This window comes from Butyrivibrio sp., from assembly GCF_015056685.1.
Lineage (GTDB): Bacteria > Bacillota > Clostridia > Lachnospirales > Lachnospiraceae > Butyrivibrio.
In genome coordinates this window covers 14,614-32,336 of the sequence record NZ_SVFW01000034.1, presented here as the reverse complement: position 1 = coordinate 32,336, position 17,723 = coordinate 14,614, and the positions used below count along the sequence as shown (strand labels likewise).

Annotated in this window: 12 protein-coding genes; all 12 read right to left on the bottom strand. The window is 42.7% G+C overall.

Annotated elements, in window-relative coordinates; genetic code table 11:
* Positions 1–7 precede the first annotated feature (7 nt).
* Positions 8–1,507: a M23 family metallopeptidase gene (locus E7303_RS12360; RefSeq protein ID WP_292145641.1), complete on the bottom strand. Its 1,500-nt coding sequence runs from the start codon at positions 1,505–1,507 to the stop codon at positions 8–10.
* Between the two features lie 113 nt (positions 1,508–1,620).
* Complete coding sequence (locus E7303_RS12355; RefSeq protein ID WP_292145640.1) at positions 1,621–2,010, bottom strand: hypothetical protein; 390 nt, start codon at positions 2,008–2,010, stop codon at positions 1,621–1,623.
* Positions 2,011–2,321: 311 nt separating this feature from the next.
* Positions 2,322–2,981 (bottom strand): GTP pyrophosphokinase, encoded by a 660-nt coding sequence (locus E7303_RS12350; protein ID WP_022774363.1) that lies wholly within the window; start codon positions 2,979–2,981, stop codon positions 2,322–2,324.
* A gap of 1 nt (position 2,982) precedes the next feature.
* A complete protein-coding gene (locus E7303_RS12345; RefSeq protein ID WP_292145638.1) occupies positions 2,983–3,921 on the bottom strand; it encodes a glycosyltransferase family 2 protein in 939 nt (312 codons plus the stop codon).
* A 162-nt stretch (positions 3,922–4,083) separates the two neighbouring features.
* Complete coding sequence (locus tag E7303_RS12340) at positions 4,084–5,418, bottom strand: LCP family protein (protein ID WP_292145637.1); 1,335 nt, start codon at positions 5,416–5,418, stop codon at positions 4,084–4,086.
* A gap of 128 nt (positions 5,419–5,546) precedes the next feature.
* Positions 5,547–6,950: an undecaprenyl-phosphate glucose phosphotransferase gene (locus E7303_RS12335; protein ID WP_292145635.1), complete on the bottom strand. Its 1,404-nt coding sequence runs from the start codon at positions 6,948–6,950 to the stop codon at positions 5,547–5,549.
* Positions 6,947–7,918 carry a glycosyltransferase family 2 protein gene (locus E7303_RS12330; RefSeq protein WP_292145634.1) on the bottom strand — a complete coding sequence of 324 codons (972 nt, stop codon included), beginning with the start codon at positions 7,916–7,918 and terminating at the stop codon, positions 6,947–6,949. Before E7303_RS12330 ends, E7303_RS12335 begins: the two co-directional genes overlap by 4 nt.
* Positions 7,919–7,929: 11 nt before the next feature.
* Positions 7,930–9,381: a glycosyltransferase family 2 protein gene (locus tag E7303_RS12325; protein WP_292145633.1), complete on the bottom strand. Its 1,452-nt coding sequence runs from the start codon at positions 9,379–9,381 to the stop codon at positions 7,930–7,932.
* 103 nt (positions 9,382–9,484) lie between these two features.
* Complete coding sequence (locus E7303_RS12320) at positions 9,485–11,224, bottom strand: phospho-sugar mutase (RefSeq protein ID WP_292145632.1); 1,740 nt, start codon at positions 11,222–11,224, stop codon at positions 9,485–9,487.
* 86 nt (positions 11,225–11,310) lie between these two features.
* Positions 11,311–13,383 (bottom strand): glycosyltransferase family 2 protein, encoded by a 2,073-nt coding sequence (locus tag E7303_RS12315; protein ID WP_292145630.1) that lies wholly within the window; start codon positions 13,381–13,383, stop codon positions 11,311–11,313.
* A gap of 28 nt (positions 13,384–13,411) precedes the next feature.
* The gene (locus tag E7303_RS12310) at positions 13,412–15,523 is read right to left on the bottom strand and encodes a glycosyltransferase family 2 protein (RefSeq protein ID WP_292145629.1); all 2,112 of its coding nucleotides are present in this window, start codon (positions 15,521–15,523) and stop codon (positions 13,412–13,414) included.
* A 10-nt stretch (positions 15,524–15,533) separates the two neighbouring features.
* Complete coding sequence (locus E7303_RS12305) at positions 15,534–17,693, bottom strand: class I SAM-dependent methyltransferase (protein WP_292145627.1); 2,160 nt, start codon at positions 17,691–17,693, stop codon at positions 15,534–15,536.
* Between the last annotated feature and the right edge of the window lie 30 nt (positions 17,694–17,723).

Here is a 17,723-nt window from a genome sequence, read left to right as displayed (position 1 = left end):
AAAATGGCTAATTTAAATAGTTCAAAGGATTGACCTGAGTTCCGCCAACCAAAATCTCGAAATGCAGATGCGGCCCTGTGGAAACACCCGTGTTACCTGAAAGAGCAATCTTTTGTCCCTGAGTTACAGACTGGCCCACAGAAACAAGAACTTTTGAGAGGTGACCATATCTTGTCTCTCTTCCGTCAGGGTGTCTGATATATACACAATATCCATATCCGCTTCCCCAACCGGCTCTTGTAACTACACCTGAAGAAGATGCAACGACTGCAGTTCCAACAGGAGTCGCCCAGTCAACGCCCTTATGGTAAGAGCTTGCTCCCTTGGTAGGTGCATTTCTCTTTCCAAAGCCTGATGTCAAACGACCACCGGATATAGGCTTAATGTATGTAGGAGGAACAATCGTACCTTTTTCAACAATCTTAGGAACAGCCTGATATGTGACTTCTTCCTTCTGGATCTCGCTGGATACCTCGCTGGCATCATTATATGTAACAAGGGCTACAACCTTTCTGTGTCCTGCAGAAGGCTCCTGAAGGACCTTGGTCTCTGTGGTATACCATGAATCGTTGTAGACATACTGAACTTCTGCCTCATAGTCCTCTTCGTAATACTCCTGAACTGTGTAAACAACAGAAAGCTCAGGTTCAGGAACTGTTACTATAAGTTCATCACCGGTTCGGATCGTGGTGTTCTCACTCTCCAAAAATCCGTTCATGGCAACGATATCCGCTACAGTAAGATCATATTTTAAAGCTATGGAGCCAAGAACATCTCCTTCCTGTACTTCATAGATCTGATTGGTCTCTTTGTCCTTGGTTACTTCATCAATAGCATCTGAGAGAGATGTGATCTCATCATCAGGCAGGTAACTTTCAACAATCTCAACCTTATCAGCAAAATCTATGGACATAAGTCCCAGCTCATAATCTGAAAAGTCCTTGTCATAAGAAAGAGGCGCAGCATCCTTAACTGCCTCAGTGAGCATCTGAGAAAAACCAGACTCAGGCATGCTTGTCTGGGCATCTTCCTCTTCTTTTTTCACCTCTTCCTTGCTAAGAACAACAGGAGTCAGAACGTTCACTTCTCTTGTGGGATCAAGGGCCAGTGTGACATCGTATTTATCCTCGGTATCATAGGTAGAAAGAGCTGTCTCAAGAAGCGCCATTACATCATCGATAGAAGCCAGATTCACAGAGAACTCATTTATCTTAATGGAGTAAGCCCTGTTAAGGGTACTCTTCCTGCTGCCTGAAAGGACCTCTACCATGGAGTTCGTAACTTCTGCTATAGAATTGACAGCCCCAAAGATCGTGTCACTTCCGTCAATTGTCATATCTGCGCCGGCAAGAGTAAGCTCATCGTCGCTGCTGGATATCTCTTTTCTCGCTGTTCGATATGCTTCATAAGCATCATTCCTGGAAGCAACCGTTCCAACGAACTGTCCGTTTAAAGTTATAGTAAAAAGGTTGTTGCCGCCCTTCTGGAACTTTACAAATGTAGGCATAAATAAGATCCAGAAAGCTATTACCACCAAAGTGGAATGCAAAAACCATATTTTAATCCTGTTTCTAAAAATTGTGTTTCTAAAATTCATGTTGTAAATCTTTCCAAAGCGTATTAAATAATGCCAAAAATTCTAAGAATATTGATAACAAGATCTGCTCCTGCCACAAGGAGTGTAACTATAAGAAGTGGAAGAAGGGCTGAATTCTTGGTCTCAATTGCAAAATGAACTTCTTCGAATTTCTTTTGGATCTCTTTATATTCTTCCTGGTGCTTCTCTTCCTGTTTGTTCAATATTGCCTGAATATTGCGGTAGGTCTGAACACCAACGTCATGGGTTTTTGTGCTATTTTCATCAAACTTCTTGTTGAAGTTCTCCTCCATTTTCTTTGAAACAGCTTCAACAGATTCACTGATAGCTGACTCAACTTCAGCCTGTGTGTTAGCTTTGATCATGTCCTGTGCGCTCATTTCTCTAGTGAGCTTATCCATAATGTTATCCAAAATATTTCCCTCCCAACGTGATCTACTATCCCTCTGTTCTGCATACAATATAGATTATCATTTGTTGTGCAAATTAGACAAGACAATATTTTAAAAAATAGTTTTGTTGTTCACTTTTACTATTTGTTTACCGTTTGTTCATAATTTGTTAATAATTGAATTGTATATTAATACCATAGCCGATGGAAATACGGCAACCTAATTTAGAAAGATAGATTTTTTCATAATAGGCCAGGTGCGGGAAACCGTGTCTGGCCACTCCTCATTAATGGGGCAATTACGGTAATGGCAAATATACCATTACCCATGCCTTAATCCTCTTGTTTCTCTCCAACTGCCTGAATCTCTTCATTAAGCGAAAGCATGCGTGCATCAAGGTCAGCCACCATTTGTGCACATTGTGTAAGCTCAGAATTGATATGGCTGGGAGCCTTGCCCTCGAACTTGTACTGGATCTTGTGCTCAAGAGAAGCCCAGAAATCCATGGCTACTGTTCTTATCTGTATCTCAACCTTAACGTTAACAATCCTGTCTGAAAGATAAACAGGGAGAGACACTATCATGTGATAGCTCCTGTAGCCGCTGTTTTTAGGGTTCATAATATAGTCCTTGACTGTAAGGACCTGAATATCCTTCTGGTTGCTGATCATCTCAGCAATTCTGTATATATCCGAGGTAAAAGAGCATATGATACGAATTCCTGCTATGTCATTAACATAGCGGACCATGTTTCCTATCGTGGACTCATATCCGTTTCTCTTAAGCTTTTTTACAATGCTCTCAGGCACCTTGACTCTTGCCTTAACGTGCTCAATAGGGTTATATCTGTGAACCTCCTGAAACTCCTCGTTAAGGATCTCGATCTTGGTTGTAATCTGCTTAAGTGCTGCATTGTAAAGGAGGTTAACTTCCTCCCAGGTGTTAATATCATCGGAAATCTTTATGTTGCTCTCAGCGAGATCTAATTCCATATCAGCTCCTTGTTTTCCAATACTCTTTGTTCAAACTGCAAGCCTTCACAACGCCCATAGGAAGCTTTTTATAATTTCTTCCAAGCTTATATCCCATCCATCTGAATCCGCACATAACAATATATCCCGGGATAAGATGGGCTTTTCCTATATGTCTGAAATGATCAATTGTCTGTCTTACCATCTTTTTGCCCTCAGTCTCAGACTTGATCTTACCAAAGATCTCCGGATGATCAATCTGTGAAACACCAAGGTCAAAATTCCTGTGAAACTGCTGCATACAGGTGTAATTGTGTGAGTGGATGACTCCTGCCTCAGGAACATACATGATAGCATAGCCGCGCTGGCAGGCATTACCCGCAAATACCATATCCTCGTTAAAAATAGTTCTGTGAGTAAATCCACCAATTACATTATATACGTCACGCCTGTACATGGCACATACATTTGAACAAAAATAAGTTTTTATTCCAAGCTTATCCACATCTTCCTGTGTTTTTCTCATAGGCTCGTTGGGATAATTGAACTTTCTGGAATATCTCTCCGCCAGATTGCAGTCAGACTTTGGATATTGTCTTGCATAGGCTGCTGCAACATCCCTGTCAAGGGCCTTTGCCAGGTTACTTATAAGCATCTTATCCCTTGGAAACGCATCCTGAGTCATCATTAAAAAGAAATCCGAATCAGATAAGGCTACTCCCTGATTTCTGGTTTCGCCGTGGTCAAATTCAGCCTTTGTCACATGCTTTACTATTATGTTGTCATACTTCTCCAAAGGATTTTCTTTTGTCTCCTCAAGAAGCTTATTCCAGTATTTTTCCTCGGTGTTCATGATGATGATGTGGCTTGGTCTAAGGGACTGCTTTTCCAGATCATCGATCAGTGTCAGCAAGGAATAATCCGGTTTGTAGGTAGGAATAATTACGTCTACTGTATTCATCTGTTTTTCCTTTTATATACAACTTATGCTGAGCACATGTTTAGCGTAGCCTTTTCACCCGGTAGGAATACCCTATCACATGAAAAGAGGTATGTGCGCTTTGTTCGAGCACAATACGCACATACCATCTCTACAGTCTAAAATGCCCTCAGCATTAAATAATCAATTCAAATATGGATCTGTATCAGATTTGATCTTGTCACTGTATTTCTGTACATCTGAAGAAATTGTGTAATCTGAATCATTGAACAGGAACTGGTGAAGCCACTTAACGTTGCTAGCAAGATCCACTGCGATTACGCAGCTTCCCTTCTTACCGATAGTACCTGTTGCTCTCATGCTCTCTTCAGGGAATCCGCCATTATCAACTACGTTGTAATTAGCTACATTCTTAAGGAGCTCAAGGATCTCTGACAGATCAAGTGATGTATATGTCTCATCAAATGCCTTGTTGGCAATTGTCTCAAGATCTGAATAGCTCTTGCCCTTTGCCTTTTCAAGACAAGCCATAAGGACTGTTCTCTGTCTCTCAGCACGCTTGAAGTCATCACCTGCTGTGTATCTGATACGGCAGTAAGCTGTTGCCTGAAGACCGTTAAGTGTCTGAAGGCCTGTGCTTGTTACAGGTACATACTCAAGTCCAAGCTCTGTAGCCATTGTTGCCTGATAGTTGTTAAGGTGAGAAATCTCAGCCTCTGTAACATCAATCTCAACACCACCAAGAGCGTTAACTACATCTGTAAGTCCCTTGAATCCGATAGTAATGAAGTCCTCAATATCCATATCAAGGTTCATGTTAAGCATTGAGATAGCCTGCTCAGGACCACCCTCAGCATAAGCTGCGTTACACTTAGTGTACTCATCGTTACTAAGGTTAAGGTATGTATCACGGTAAACTGAGCAAAGCTTAACCTCACCATTTTCATTATTTATAGAAGCAATAATGATAGTATCTGTTCTGGTGTTTTTCTTGATAGCGCCCTGGTTTTTAGCTTCATCACGGGTATCAACACCAAAGAGTGCGATATTGGTATAGCCCTTCATCTGCTCGTTCTCAGCAGCTGCCTCACTGATACTCTTTGAAATAACTTCCTCGTTCATGTTAACCTTACCAACCTTGGTAACATCAACCTTGAAGAATACGTGGTAAGCAACAAGAACAAGAATACATGCTACTAAAACTTCTGCAACAAGAATGAAGATTGCCTTCTTGTTATTTTTCTTTTTACCTGACCCGCCATGTGAAGAGCCTCTTCTGGATGAGTGGCTTCTGGTAGCACTTGAGTGGCTCTTGGCACCGCTCTTGGAAGAAGAATGGCTCTTAGAACCGTTTGAACTTCTCCTTGCAGGTCTCTCATCATAGTCATCGTAATCATCATAATCGTCGTAATCATCACGATATCTATTATCACGAGTAGACTTTCTCACTTCTCCGTTATTCTTGTGAGATGAACGTCTCTCGTCTCTGTCATAATATTCGTCATCACGCCTTGACATTTTCTATCTCCTTTATCCCAGCAAAATAATAATTTACATAAATAAAAACCAAGTTATACTATGCCACAAATAAATAAAATATACAAGCGCAGGATAAATTATTCTATCCTGCGCCTGTTTCTCACTATTTAGTATGCGTTTTTATTTACAAAGCCATATCGGATGGTTCCAAGCATTATCTTAAAATCAAAAGCCATGGTCCAATTCTCGATATAGTAGATATCGTAATCAATTCTTTTTCTGATGGATGTATCACCGCGGTATCCGTTGATCTGTGCCCAGCCTGTGAGTCCCGGTCTAACCTGATGTTTTACCATGTATCTTGGAATCTGCTCTTTAAACTTCTCAACAAACTGCGGTCTCTCGGGACGAGGCCCAACCAGAGACATCTGCCCGATAAAGATGTTAAAGAACTGTGGCATCTCATCAATACTTGTCTTTCTAAGGATCGCACCAACTCTTGTAACTCTCGGATCTCCCTTAGTGGTCCAGCCCTTTTTCTCCTCGTCTTCAGTCTGAACCTTCATGGTTCTGAACTTGTACATCTTAAAAGGAGCGCCGTTAAGGCCTATTCTCTCCTGCTTATAGATGATAGGTCCCTTGCTGGTAGCCTTGACTGCTATAGCCGCAGCCAGCATGACCGGTGAAAAGATAATAATAGCAAACAATGATCCTATGATATCCACAAGCCTTTTCATCGCCTTATTAAATGAATTGGAAAGTGGCACGTACCTGATGTTGATAACCGGCATTCCCTGAACATCCTCAGTGTACGGATTACTTGGGAAAAGAGATGAATAATCCGGAATGAACTTGGTGTGAACGCCGGATTTTTCACACTGGGCTACCAGCTCCTCCAGTCTGTCGTAGTCATCCAGAGGAAGGGTGATAGTTATCTCATCATAATTATTGTTTTCAAGGTAAAGGCCAAGCTGCTCGATCTTGCCCACAACCTTAACACCGTGGTAATTGGTCCCAAGGGGAACAAAGTCGTCCAGAACTCCTGCTATCTCATATCCCCACTGAGGATTGTCAAGAATTCGGCTTATATAGCCTTCTGCAGCCCTTGAATAGCCAACAAGAAGCACATGCTTTAGATTGTAGCCCTTTTTCCTGATATATCTTAGGAACTTCCTGAGAACAATCCTGAAAGCTGTGGCAAAGGTCACATTCAGCACTGCAAATATGATCATCATGGAACGGGAGAAATCGTTGTGCTTTAAAAGGAAAAGGATTACCCAAAAGCCAAGGATCCCGGCCACATTGGCCTTGACCACATCCATGAACTCGTCCCACATTCGTAGGGCACGGCGCGGCGTATACAGCTGAACCATATAATAAAGAATAAGGTAAGCCGGCACCAGAAAATAAAGTGCCCTGAAGTAGATCTCCATAGGCAGATGGCCGCCCGGCAGCCTTTTACTAAATAGCTCAAACTTTATAAAATAAGACGCAATGTAAGAACCGGCTACAATGAGCCCGTCCGCAACTACATGCGCCCTGTTTAAATGAACCTGATTGTCTTTTATCATAGAAATACAGCCCCAAACTTCCTGGCACAGTTAATCCACAGCTCCAGCTGCATCCTTAAACTGTTAAAGATTTCTTTTTTTCCAAATGCCACTTTTCTGTCGGCATTAACTCTAATCTTGGATAAGCCAAGGGCAAGTCCCTTAAGATGTGCTCCTCCAAGCCCCCTCTTTGTATAAAAAATATGCTTTATCAATATACCTGCCAGAATGAGTGGCAGATTTATCACTATCTGAAGGATAGGCATATTTTTATAGATAAAGTATAAATTATTACCCGCTGTAAGTTCAACCTTAAATCTGTTATATCTTGAACCACTTGTGCCACTTCCTGCATGATAAACTATGGCCCTGGGCTCGCAGACATTGATATATCCCTTTAATCTGGCCCTGTAGCCAAGGTCCACATCCTCAAGATAGCAAAAATGTGCCGGGTCAAAAAGTCCAACTTCGTCAAACAACTCTCTCCTGTAAATTGCAGCTCCCGCGCAGGCGCTGGTCACAGGTTCTATGCTTGAAAAATACTTATTATCCTTGTCTCTTCCCGGAGAAAAAGCCCATCCCAAAGCACAGTAAAGATCCCCCGCATCATCGATAAGGTGGGGCTCTTTAAACTGAAGCATCTTGCCCTGAGCGCTGAAGATTTTCTTTTTCCTATCCATAGTTGCTACTAATCTTTCCAGGACATCTTCCGAGCAGACAGTGTCATCATTTAGTAAAAAGACATACTCTGACTCGCAGGATTTTATGCCGATATTAACCGCATTGGCAAAGCCAGTATTTTCAGGAAGCGCCACCAAAGTCACCCTTGGATAGTTATTCTTAATAAAATCCTGACTTCCATCTGTTGAACCGTTGTCAACAATAAGCACTCTAAAATCCCTGAAAGTCTGCTTTTTCAGACTTTCAAGGCAATCAGTCAAAAACTTTTTTCCATTGTAATTGGGAATTATAACCGAAACTTTTTCCATAAGCTCTTTCCCTATATTTTCTTAACGACCTGAGGATCCCACATAACCCTTAGGCCACGTCTTTTCATCTCTTCCCCGATTTTCAAGTTGATCTTAAGAATTTCTTCCTCGGTCAGACTGTTGATATTATCAAGATATTCCCTTTTGCTCTCAACCTGAACATCATCATGAGACTTATCAGTCATGTTCCCTTGCAAATCGCTAAAGGTATCCACATAGTCAAAGCCTGCAATATCCTTAAAGACTTCTACAAACTCAGGTCTAAGTGCCATGCACCTGATATCCACTGCGTAGCAGTCCTGCTGCACGACAGCTTTATGCTGAAGGCCGCCGCTGTATCCAAAAGGCATGCCCTTGAAGATCGCGGTTCCATCTTTTTTGTAGATGCCGCCTGCGACTCTGCCTTTTTTATTTATGAGCTTGCCGCCGACACAGCCAATGTCTTTTCTCTGGGAAAAGATATCTCCCGTATAACCTGCACGATAAAAGCCAAGGTGAGGGAGCTGGGCAATCTCCGCCTCCACTCCAAAATTCTTAAGAGCATCGCCTATAGCGATCTGTCCTGCTTCATAGGCATACATCTTGCTGGCAGGGTTGGATGCTGTGGAGCCCTTGTGGCATCTCCAATGATAAAGAACCTTATCAATATGGGCAATCTGATCAGTAGCCATAGGCATTGTCAGCGTTGCCTCAAGGCAGGCCCTTAAAACCAGGTCAAAATCCTGAGCTCCATCGTACTTTTTCCTGAATTTAAGTCTCTTTATTATATCAGCCCTCATTACTGTGAAATGGCAGATATAGTTATTGGACAAAAGATAATCCAAATTAAATGAAGGCTTTTGATGATGCTCATAGTAAAGGTTCTTATGGTCATCAAACTTGTCTTCATCAGAATAGATAAGCCTAATAGGACATGTCTGAAACTGTGTCAGATGGTTTCTTGACATGCTCTTTCTGATAACTCTTGAAACTTCATATAATGCGTCCGGTGTAAGGAGATCGTCATGATCCAAAAGACCTATATAATCCCCTTTAGCCTTCTCGATACCTCTGTTTGTGTTTTCTGAAATTCCTTCATTGGAACCAAGGTAATAATATTTTATCCTTGGATCTTCCTTCATATACTCTTTTACCAGGTCAGATTCAAGGGGTGAGGCATCTGCAAGAACCAGCTCCCAATTGCCGTAGGTCTGAGCCACTACGGAATCTATCATCTGGCGAAGGTATTTCTCCGGAGTATTAAAAAGAGGCACTACAATGCTAAACCGCAAAGCGCCTCCTGTTTCAGCCAGAGTCTTGTACTCCTGCTTCTGCTCATTAAGTACAGCCTCTGACAATTCATTATATGTATACTTTTCTTTCCTGCCTACGGATAATCTCTCAACGGCAGCAAAGAATGCAGCCCTAGCACCATTGCGTTTTGCATATGCTATTGTCTTTTTAGCCGCATTCTTTATGCCCATGTGAATTCATTCTCCTAATTTCTTCATAAGGAAGTTTTGCTCTCGGCTAAAGCCTCGCCAAAACACGTTCGCACTAGCCTCGAAAGGACCTCGGCAAGTGCTCTCAGCCAATTACAGCCTTAACTGCAGCTGTAAGCTCTTCCTGAAGTTTGTCTGCATCAGCAAGGTCTTTTCCCTTAACACCCATGTAGAACTTGATCTTAGGCTCTGTGCCTGAAGGTCTTGCACAGCACCAGGCATCGTTATCAAGTGCAAAGTAAAGAACATTTGATGTAGGAAGTCCTGTCTCGCCTTCCTTGCCTGTAGCCATATCCAGAGTCTTGCCTGTCTTGTAGTCTCTGAACTCTTCAACCTTCCACTGACCAAATTCCTTAGGTGGATTGCTGCGGAGCTTATCCATAAGTGCTGCGATCTGCTCTGCGCCTTCCTTGCCCTTCATTGTGATTGAGTACTGGCCTTCTTTGTAATAACCGTACTCCTCGTACATATCGATCATAGCATCCCATACGCTCTTGCCCTGCTTTTTGTAGAAAGCAGCAAGCTCGCAGAGGCACATAACTGCAACAACAGCGTCCTTATCTCTTGCGTGTGTTCCTGCGAGACATCCATAGGATTCCTCAAGGCCAAATACATAGTTATAAGACTGACCGTTCTGCTCAAAGAGCTTGATCTGCTCGCCGATGTACTTAAATCCTGTAAGAACTTCTATGTAGTGGCAGCCGTATTTCTTAGCAACAGCCTTAGCCATGTTTGTAGTAACGATTGTAGTAACAAATGCAGGGTTAGCCGGCATTGTGTTTGTCTTTGTGCGCTCTCTTAAGATGTAGTCACCGATGAGCATACCTGACATGTTACCTGTAAATCCTACATACTCGCCTGTCTTTGTATCTTTTGCATAGATTCCAAGACGGTCTGCATCAGGGTCAGTTGCAAGGACAATGTCTGCATCCTTCTCTTTTGCAAGCTCAAGAGCAAGCTTAAATGCCTTAGGATCTTCAGGGTTAGGATAATCAAGTGTTGTGAAGTCAGGATCTGGAAGCTCCTGCTCAGGTACTACGAACACATTCTTAAATCCAAGTTCCTTAAGAACTCTTCTTACAGGAAGATTACCTGTTCCGTGGAATGGTGTGTAAACGATAGTGAACTTATCAGCCATCTCATCGATAACATCCTGATGAATGATCTGCTTCTTAAGCTCAACCATGTACTTATCATCAAGTTCTTCGCCAAATGACTCGTAAAGACCTGCCTTAACAGCCTCTTCCTTTGGCATTGTCTTAACTTCGTTGTAATCAGTGATAGCCATAACTTCACTGATGATTCCTGTATCGTGAGGAGGTGTGATCTGTGCGCCGTCCTCCCAGTATACCTTATATCCGTTGTACTCAGGTGGATTGTGAGAAGCTGTAACCATTACACCTGCGATACATCCAAACTCTCTAAGTGCAAAAGAAAGCTCTGGTGTAGGACGAAGGATATCACTCACATAAGCCTTAATTCCGTTTGCTGCAAGACAAAGAGCTGTCTCCTCTGCAAACTCAGGTGAAAACTTTCTGCAGTCATAGGAAATAGCAACGCCCTTCTTTGCTGCATCAGCTCCGCCGTGCTTTTTGATGTAATTAGCAAGACCCTGTGTAGCCTTTCTTACAGTGTATTTGTTCATTCTGTTTGTGCCGGCTCCGATAACTCCACGAAGTCCGCCAGTACCAAATTCAAGTTCTCTATAGAAACGATCTTCGACCTCATCAGCATTGTTTCTGATGGCAAGGAGCTCATTCTTTGTCTCCTGGTCAAAATAATCATTGTTAAGCCAATACTCAAACTGTTCCGTAGCTTTACTCATATCTCTTTCCTCCTAGTATTTATCACACTCTATTTCCACATTTTAATATTCTGAAGCACTTATAATATTATAGCATATAAAGTCGATTACTGTGTTCTCAGGCTCGAATACCCTTCTACATTAAGGCTGAAATCACTTCTGTCAAGGGAGAAGTTTGGATTGTAGTAAGGGTCTCCCTTATCGAGAACTTTTTTCCATTTAGTCCTGAAGTGCTCTGACTCTGCCTCGTAGCGCTTTGCGTTTTCACCTTCAAGGTCAAGGCCTCTTGATAAGGATTCATAATGGAACAGCTCTGCAAATGGTGTAAATACGTTCAGATAGCCCTTGTCGCGAAGCTTTAAGCAGAAGTCTACATCGTTAAGACTTACCTGGAAGCCCTCGTCAAAGCCGCCGACCTCATCGTATTTTGCCCTGCTAACCATGAGGCATGCACCTGTAACAGCGCTTACGTCCTGAGCATAGCAAAGGCGTCCCATGTATCCAAGATTCATACCCGCCTGTCCATAGTGTGAATGACCTGCAGTTCTGTGAGCACCAAGTTTTAATACAACGCCCGCGTGCTGGATCTTTCTGTCAGGGAAGTAGAGCTTGGCACCAACCGCACCAACGTCACTTCTCTGGGCATACATAAGGAGCTCTTCCATCCAGTTGACTGTGATAACCTGAGTATCATTATTCAAAAGAACTATATATTCACCGGTAGACTTTGAAACTCCGTAGTTTACAACTGCTGAATAGTTAAATGCCGGCTTTGAGCCGTCTGCATTTAAGTGAAGCCCATTCTCGTAGAAATCAACCACCTTCACAATATCTTTTAAGGAGCCATTCTTAAGTTCTTCATAATAGCCCTTTATTTCTGAACCCTTGCTGCCGTTCTCAACAACGATTATCTCGTAATTGTCGTAAACAGACTTTTCATATATGGAATCAATACATCTCTTAAGGTCCTCAGCATGCTCACAGTTGGGAATCACAATACTTATCTTTGGTGTTCCCACAACTTCGTAAGAAATCTTAAAGATTGTCTCAAAGGCTCTGGTACTTGTGATCTTAAAATGGTCATAGCCGTGTCGCCTTAAGTGATCAGCAACTGCACCCTTTGCAGCCTCAATAGCATAAGGTTTTGCATTGATATCTGATGCAACTGACCCGGCATGGGACCTCCAGTAATACAAAAGCTTTGGAATATGAACGATGTGCTCAGCCCTGTCTGTGAGGCGAAGGATCATGTCATGGTCCTGGCTTCCGTCAAACTTTGTTCTAAAGAGCTCTGTTCCGTCCAAAAGAGTTCTTTTAAATACACTGAAATGACAGATATAGTTGTTAGCTCTTAAATTATCGATTGCATAATCAGGCTTAAAGTGCATGGTTATCATCTTGTTGATGTCGTCGCCCTTAAAGGTGGTCTCATCACAGTAGAGATAATCTGCCTTTTCCTCATTGATTGCCTTTACATACCAGTAAAGGACCTCAGGATGAAGAATATCGTCATGGTCAAAAAGACCTATATATTCACCTTCAGCCAGCTCAAGACAGTGATTGGTATTTCCTGAAATACCCTCATTCTTCTCAAGCTTCATGTAGCTAATCCTGCTTTTTAATCTCTTGCCAGCTGCATCACCGGCATTTTGCTGAGCGTCTTTATCCTGATACTCCTTAACGATCCTTGAAACAAGTTCTATGTGTTCAGCATCAGAACCATCAGCAAGACAAAGCTGCCAATTAGAGTAGGTCTGAGCCAGAACTGACTCAACCATGTCTCTTAAAAACTTCTCCGGAGTGTTATACAAAGGAACCAGGATTGAAATCAAAGGTTCATATTCAAACTTAGTATTTTCCTGCTCTCTCCTTGTCTCCTCACTTGGAAAGCTCTCTGTTCCGTAGTGAGTCATGGCCTTTTTCTCAATCTGCTTGTACTTTATCTTGGCAATGACTCCCTTTAAAGAGCCCTGGTTTCTGATACGGTCTCTTTGTCTGATCACCCAGTGCATGGTATTTCGCGCAGGTGTTGAAGCCTTCCATATAGGATTATTCTTTATCCTGTCCAGCTTGAACTGAAGCTCCTGGTTCTTATCTTCAAGTTCAGCTATTCTGCTGGCCAGCTCTGCACTTTTTAGTTTCTCTTTTTCATATGCAGACTTATAGTCAATTTCGCTCATCTACTACTCCTAAATTCTGTATATCCATTTATTCCTTGACATTAAGGATATTTGGCACCCAGTTTACAAGCTTTAGCCTGCTTGTCTTATCAACAGCAAGCATGCCGATCTGGTAATACCCGGGCTCAAGATCGCCTTTTCTGATCTTTACCTTATAGCCTGTCAGGTCCACATTGACCTGATCCTGAAGCCTTATCCGGATGTCCGGCCTGTACCAGGTATAAAATGGCACAGCATAAACCTTCCTGTCAGCAGGGCCCGCTCCATCCTCATGTCTCTCCACAAGGCGCAGCAGCAGCTGCTTTTCGAAAATAGCATTATCAGATCCGATAACAAAGCTATAGCCCTTTAAATAATAGCCTTCATCATTCCCCTCAGCAGTTACGCCGTAGAGCCAGTTGTCCAGAGTACCGTTGTACTCGCAGCCAATCCTTAAGCACTGATCTTCCCTTGCGCCCTTGATTCCCTTTTCATGAACAGAGATGCGGCTGTAAGGGATGTCCTCAACAGGAGTGTAATCCTCCTTTGGAATGATGGCCGAAATAGTCTCATCCTCAGTAAGATGGGGACTATAAAACGGGTCGAAATTATAAAGATGAGAATGGCGTCTCATAAGGGTATCTCCCTCACGGCCAAGTCTCTCCATCTTTTTAGGGTCCAGATTATCAATTCCCCTGGTCAGGGACTCATGATGATACAGGTAAATATGATTACAGCAGACATTGTAGTAACCAGCCTCTATCACAGAGTAACAGAAATCCACATCATTAAAGGCCACCTTCAGCTCCTCAGGGAAACCTCCGATGTCATTATATTTTTTCCTGCTTATCAAAAGACATGCCGCAGTAACACCGATGTTGTTGTGAACACCTCTGTTGTAGCCAAAATAATGGTTCTTGCCATCGTGCATCTTCTGAAGCTTGTGGACAGGACCTCTCCTTACATTGGCAATTCCAGCGTGCTGGATAAGGTCCGTATCAGGGTAAATGAGCTTAGCACCCACTGCTCCCACATGGCCAAGCTGGGCCTGGGAGAGCATCTCGCGAAGCCAGCCCTCTTTTTTAGCCTCAATATCATCATTTAGGAAAAGAAGATACTCCCCTGTTGAATTCCTCACGCCCTGATTGCACATAGCGGAGAAATTAAACTCCTGAAGCTTATAAATGTAATTGATATTGGTAAGTCCGTTCTTTCTAGGCGCGCGGCTGCAGTATACGCCGTACTTAACCCTGTTTGCAGCAGAGGAACCGTTATCAATTATCACGATCTCATATTTGATATTCTCATCACCGGTGGTCTCAATAATGGAATTAAGACACTGCTGCAGTATCTCCGGATGGTCCTTTGACGGAATGATAATGCTGACTGTAGCAGGCTTTAAGAGCATATGCCTTGAATTGTGGAATGACCTTCCGTAAAAGACCTCCTGCTCAGCGCTTCTGTGGAATAAAACCTCTCTTATATGACCGATTGGAAGCTCCATTCCGGTTCTTTTTGCAAAGGCTCTCTCATGTATTGCAAGCATACAAAAGAGGACATCTGCTGATAATAAAGATGCCTCAAGACCAACCTGTTCCGGTGAATTCTTTTTGTTGGAAACGCCACCAAGCATCCTGACTGCGTTGTCGTATTCTGTAGCTGCAGCATGCATGGTTTCTGAACGGCAGGCAAAAAAGCTGCCAATATAGAAAGCATTTAAATAAGAGTCCGGAGACCAGTCCGGCTTGAAATATGGATGGATGTACTTGCCACCACTTCCCATTTCATCCTCATCTCCGTAAACTACATTGTGCTCCGGATGAGCAATAAAGTACTGCTGAATGACCTCTTGAGCCCTTTTTGTAAGCTTTCCTCTGCTACTTGCAAAAATGTAGATGGTATTCTCATCGCCCTTCACATCAGAGACTTCCCAGACCTTGGAATAGGCAATAACCTTCACCTTAGGCTCAGGCTTTTTGTGAGGCACAACCTCTCCTGTCTCCAAAGTCTCCATGATAACAGGCGCATCTGCTTTAACAACAGGCTCTTTTTCTATGGCTTTCTGCCACTTGTCATAGGCCGAAGACTTAGCATTAACTGTTTTGTTATATTTAGTTACACTCCTTTTGATCAGAGCACTCTTTGCCAGGTCTTTAAGCATTCCCCTTTACTTACTCCTCGTCGTCTTTGTAGTACAGCTCTTCACGCTTACTGATTATCTTTTTCCCGATCTTTTTAATGATATTCTCTTTTGGCTCAGCTACTGTCACTTCAGGAATGGAGTTTGCGATAGCATCTGCCGCATTCCTTGGGATCAGAGTTGTCAAAAGAGATACCTTCAGATGATTCCTCTCCTGAATACTGAGTTTGTTGCTTGTAAGGTTAAACTCAATGTTAGGGTCATCACTGTTAAAGACAAAAGAATCATCTGATATCCACTGTCCATTGACAGGGTGTATATCTATGTCCGCTCCGCCCTCTGAAATTGAAGTACCATTCCAGGAAGCGTCAACGATAGTCACTACACAGGATGCAAAGGCAGGATCAATACGGACTGTCTTGCAGTTTGAATCCACCCTGATATCAAGGTTTACAGTATTTTTCTCATCGTACTGCTCCTCAGGGAAAATGGATTCATCCTCTGAATAGCCTTCGCCCTCATCAAGATAAATCTGAATAAGGTCCGCGGGTCTTGCCGCATTCTGTGCCCCCAAAGTCACTTCCTTCGGCACGATGACCTTTCGTCCTATATCCTTCCAGATCTCAACCATGGACTTTCTGTTGCCGGTCACATATTTCTGGAAAGCATATTCCTCATCAAGAAGAACCTGGATCTCTTTTTCTGTAATACCAATCTTATTAAATATAGGCTTTGGATCGAAGCTTTCTCTTTTCCTGTCCTCTAGCCTATAGCAGTAAAGTGCCCTCCACATCTGCTCTTTTGCAGGGATGCACTTACCGTAAGTCCACTCATAATCTATTATAGTCCAAATGGGGCCATTAACCATAATATTTGAGAAAATAAGGTCATAATCCGATACAGGATAATCCTCTTTATACTTTATTCTGCGGTAATACTCATTTATAAGGGCGTTGAAGCCTTCGAAGTCATCCTTATCAATGCACTCGTCAAGAAGGGATGACAGGGGCACTCCGTTGACAAAAGAGAAAATGGCACAGCCCTCTTTTTCATCAAGCTGACAGTCATTGATCTCAAGGTCTCCGCCTCTGAACTTCTCAACAAGGCCAAGATACGCATCCCTTATGCCAAAGACATGCTCTTTTGCAGCCTCTGTCAGAGGATACTTTTTGATTATCTTTCTGCCTGCCCTGTCTATTGCAATGTCAGTACGGATCTTGAACTCATCCACCCTGTCATTACTGTACTTACTGTATATTGTATCAACTCCCGGTCCCAAAATAACCAGGAACGAATTGGCAAAATCCTGATACATGCCGTCTTTTATAAGATCCTCGTAGGCATGTTTTTCATTAAAGAGAACCATTCGGTCTCTGTCGAAGTTTCTTACATTATCCTGAAGCTCCCCGAATTTAGGAAGATATGAATCCGAGTGTAAAAGAGTCATAAGCTTGTAGTCAGGATATGGATAATAGAAATGGTAATCGTTCATGCCGCATTTTTTGAAAATGTTTATGAGACCATTTCTGGTAAAAGTCTTGGCTACGCTGTCAGGTGAATAACCTTCGATACCTGTAAAATAGGTTCCAAGGTGGTCCTCAGCGCATCCTGCAAAATACTTAAGTCCAAGTCTGTTTTCAATGGCAATGACAAGTCTTCCGCCCTTTTTCATGTGTCTTGAGAGCATTCTCAAAAACTTCTCGTAAGGATTGTCTGTGCCAATATAGCCCTGACCATATTCAAATACACCGATCAAAAAGATATAGTCAAAATCGTTTGGGAGATCAGGCTCAATGTCTCTGAAGTTACCAACATGAATAGTTACGTTGGAACACTCCTGATTTCTTGTGGCATTGATCTCAGAGCGCCTTCTTGAAAGGTCGCAGGCCACAACCTCTCCTGCCTTTGAAGAGAGCATGCCTGTGATGGCGCCGCACCCCGAACCAACTTCCAGGACTTTAGCCTTTGGGTCCATTGGGATCCACTCAACAATATTGGCTCTCTGATCAGATAAATGATAAAGGATAGGCCAGTTTGCCTTCTCCTCTATGATCTTCTGATACTCTTCTTTTTTATGATTTTTAACAATATCAAGAAGGTCGTTCTCTATAGCGCCATCGCTATAAAGATCAACCCCTGAATAGTGTTTAAAGTTAAGGGTGACTTCCCCGATCTTAATCTCTTCCTGCATGCTCTTTCCTCGCAAGTGCTGATTTACGCA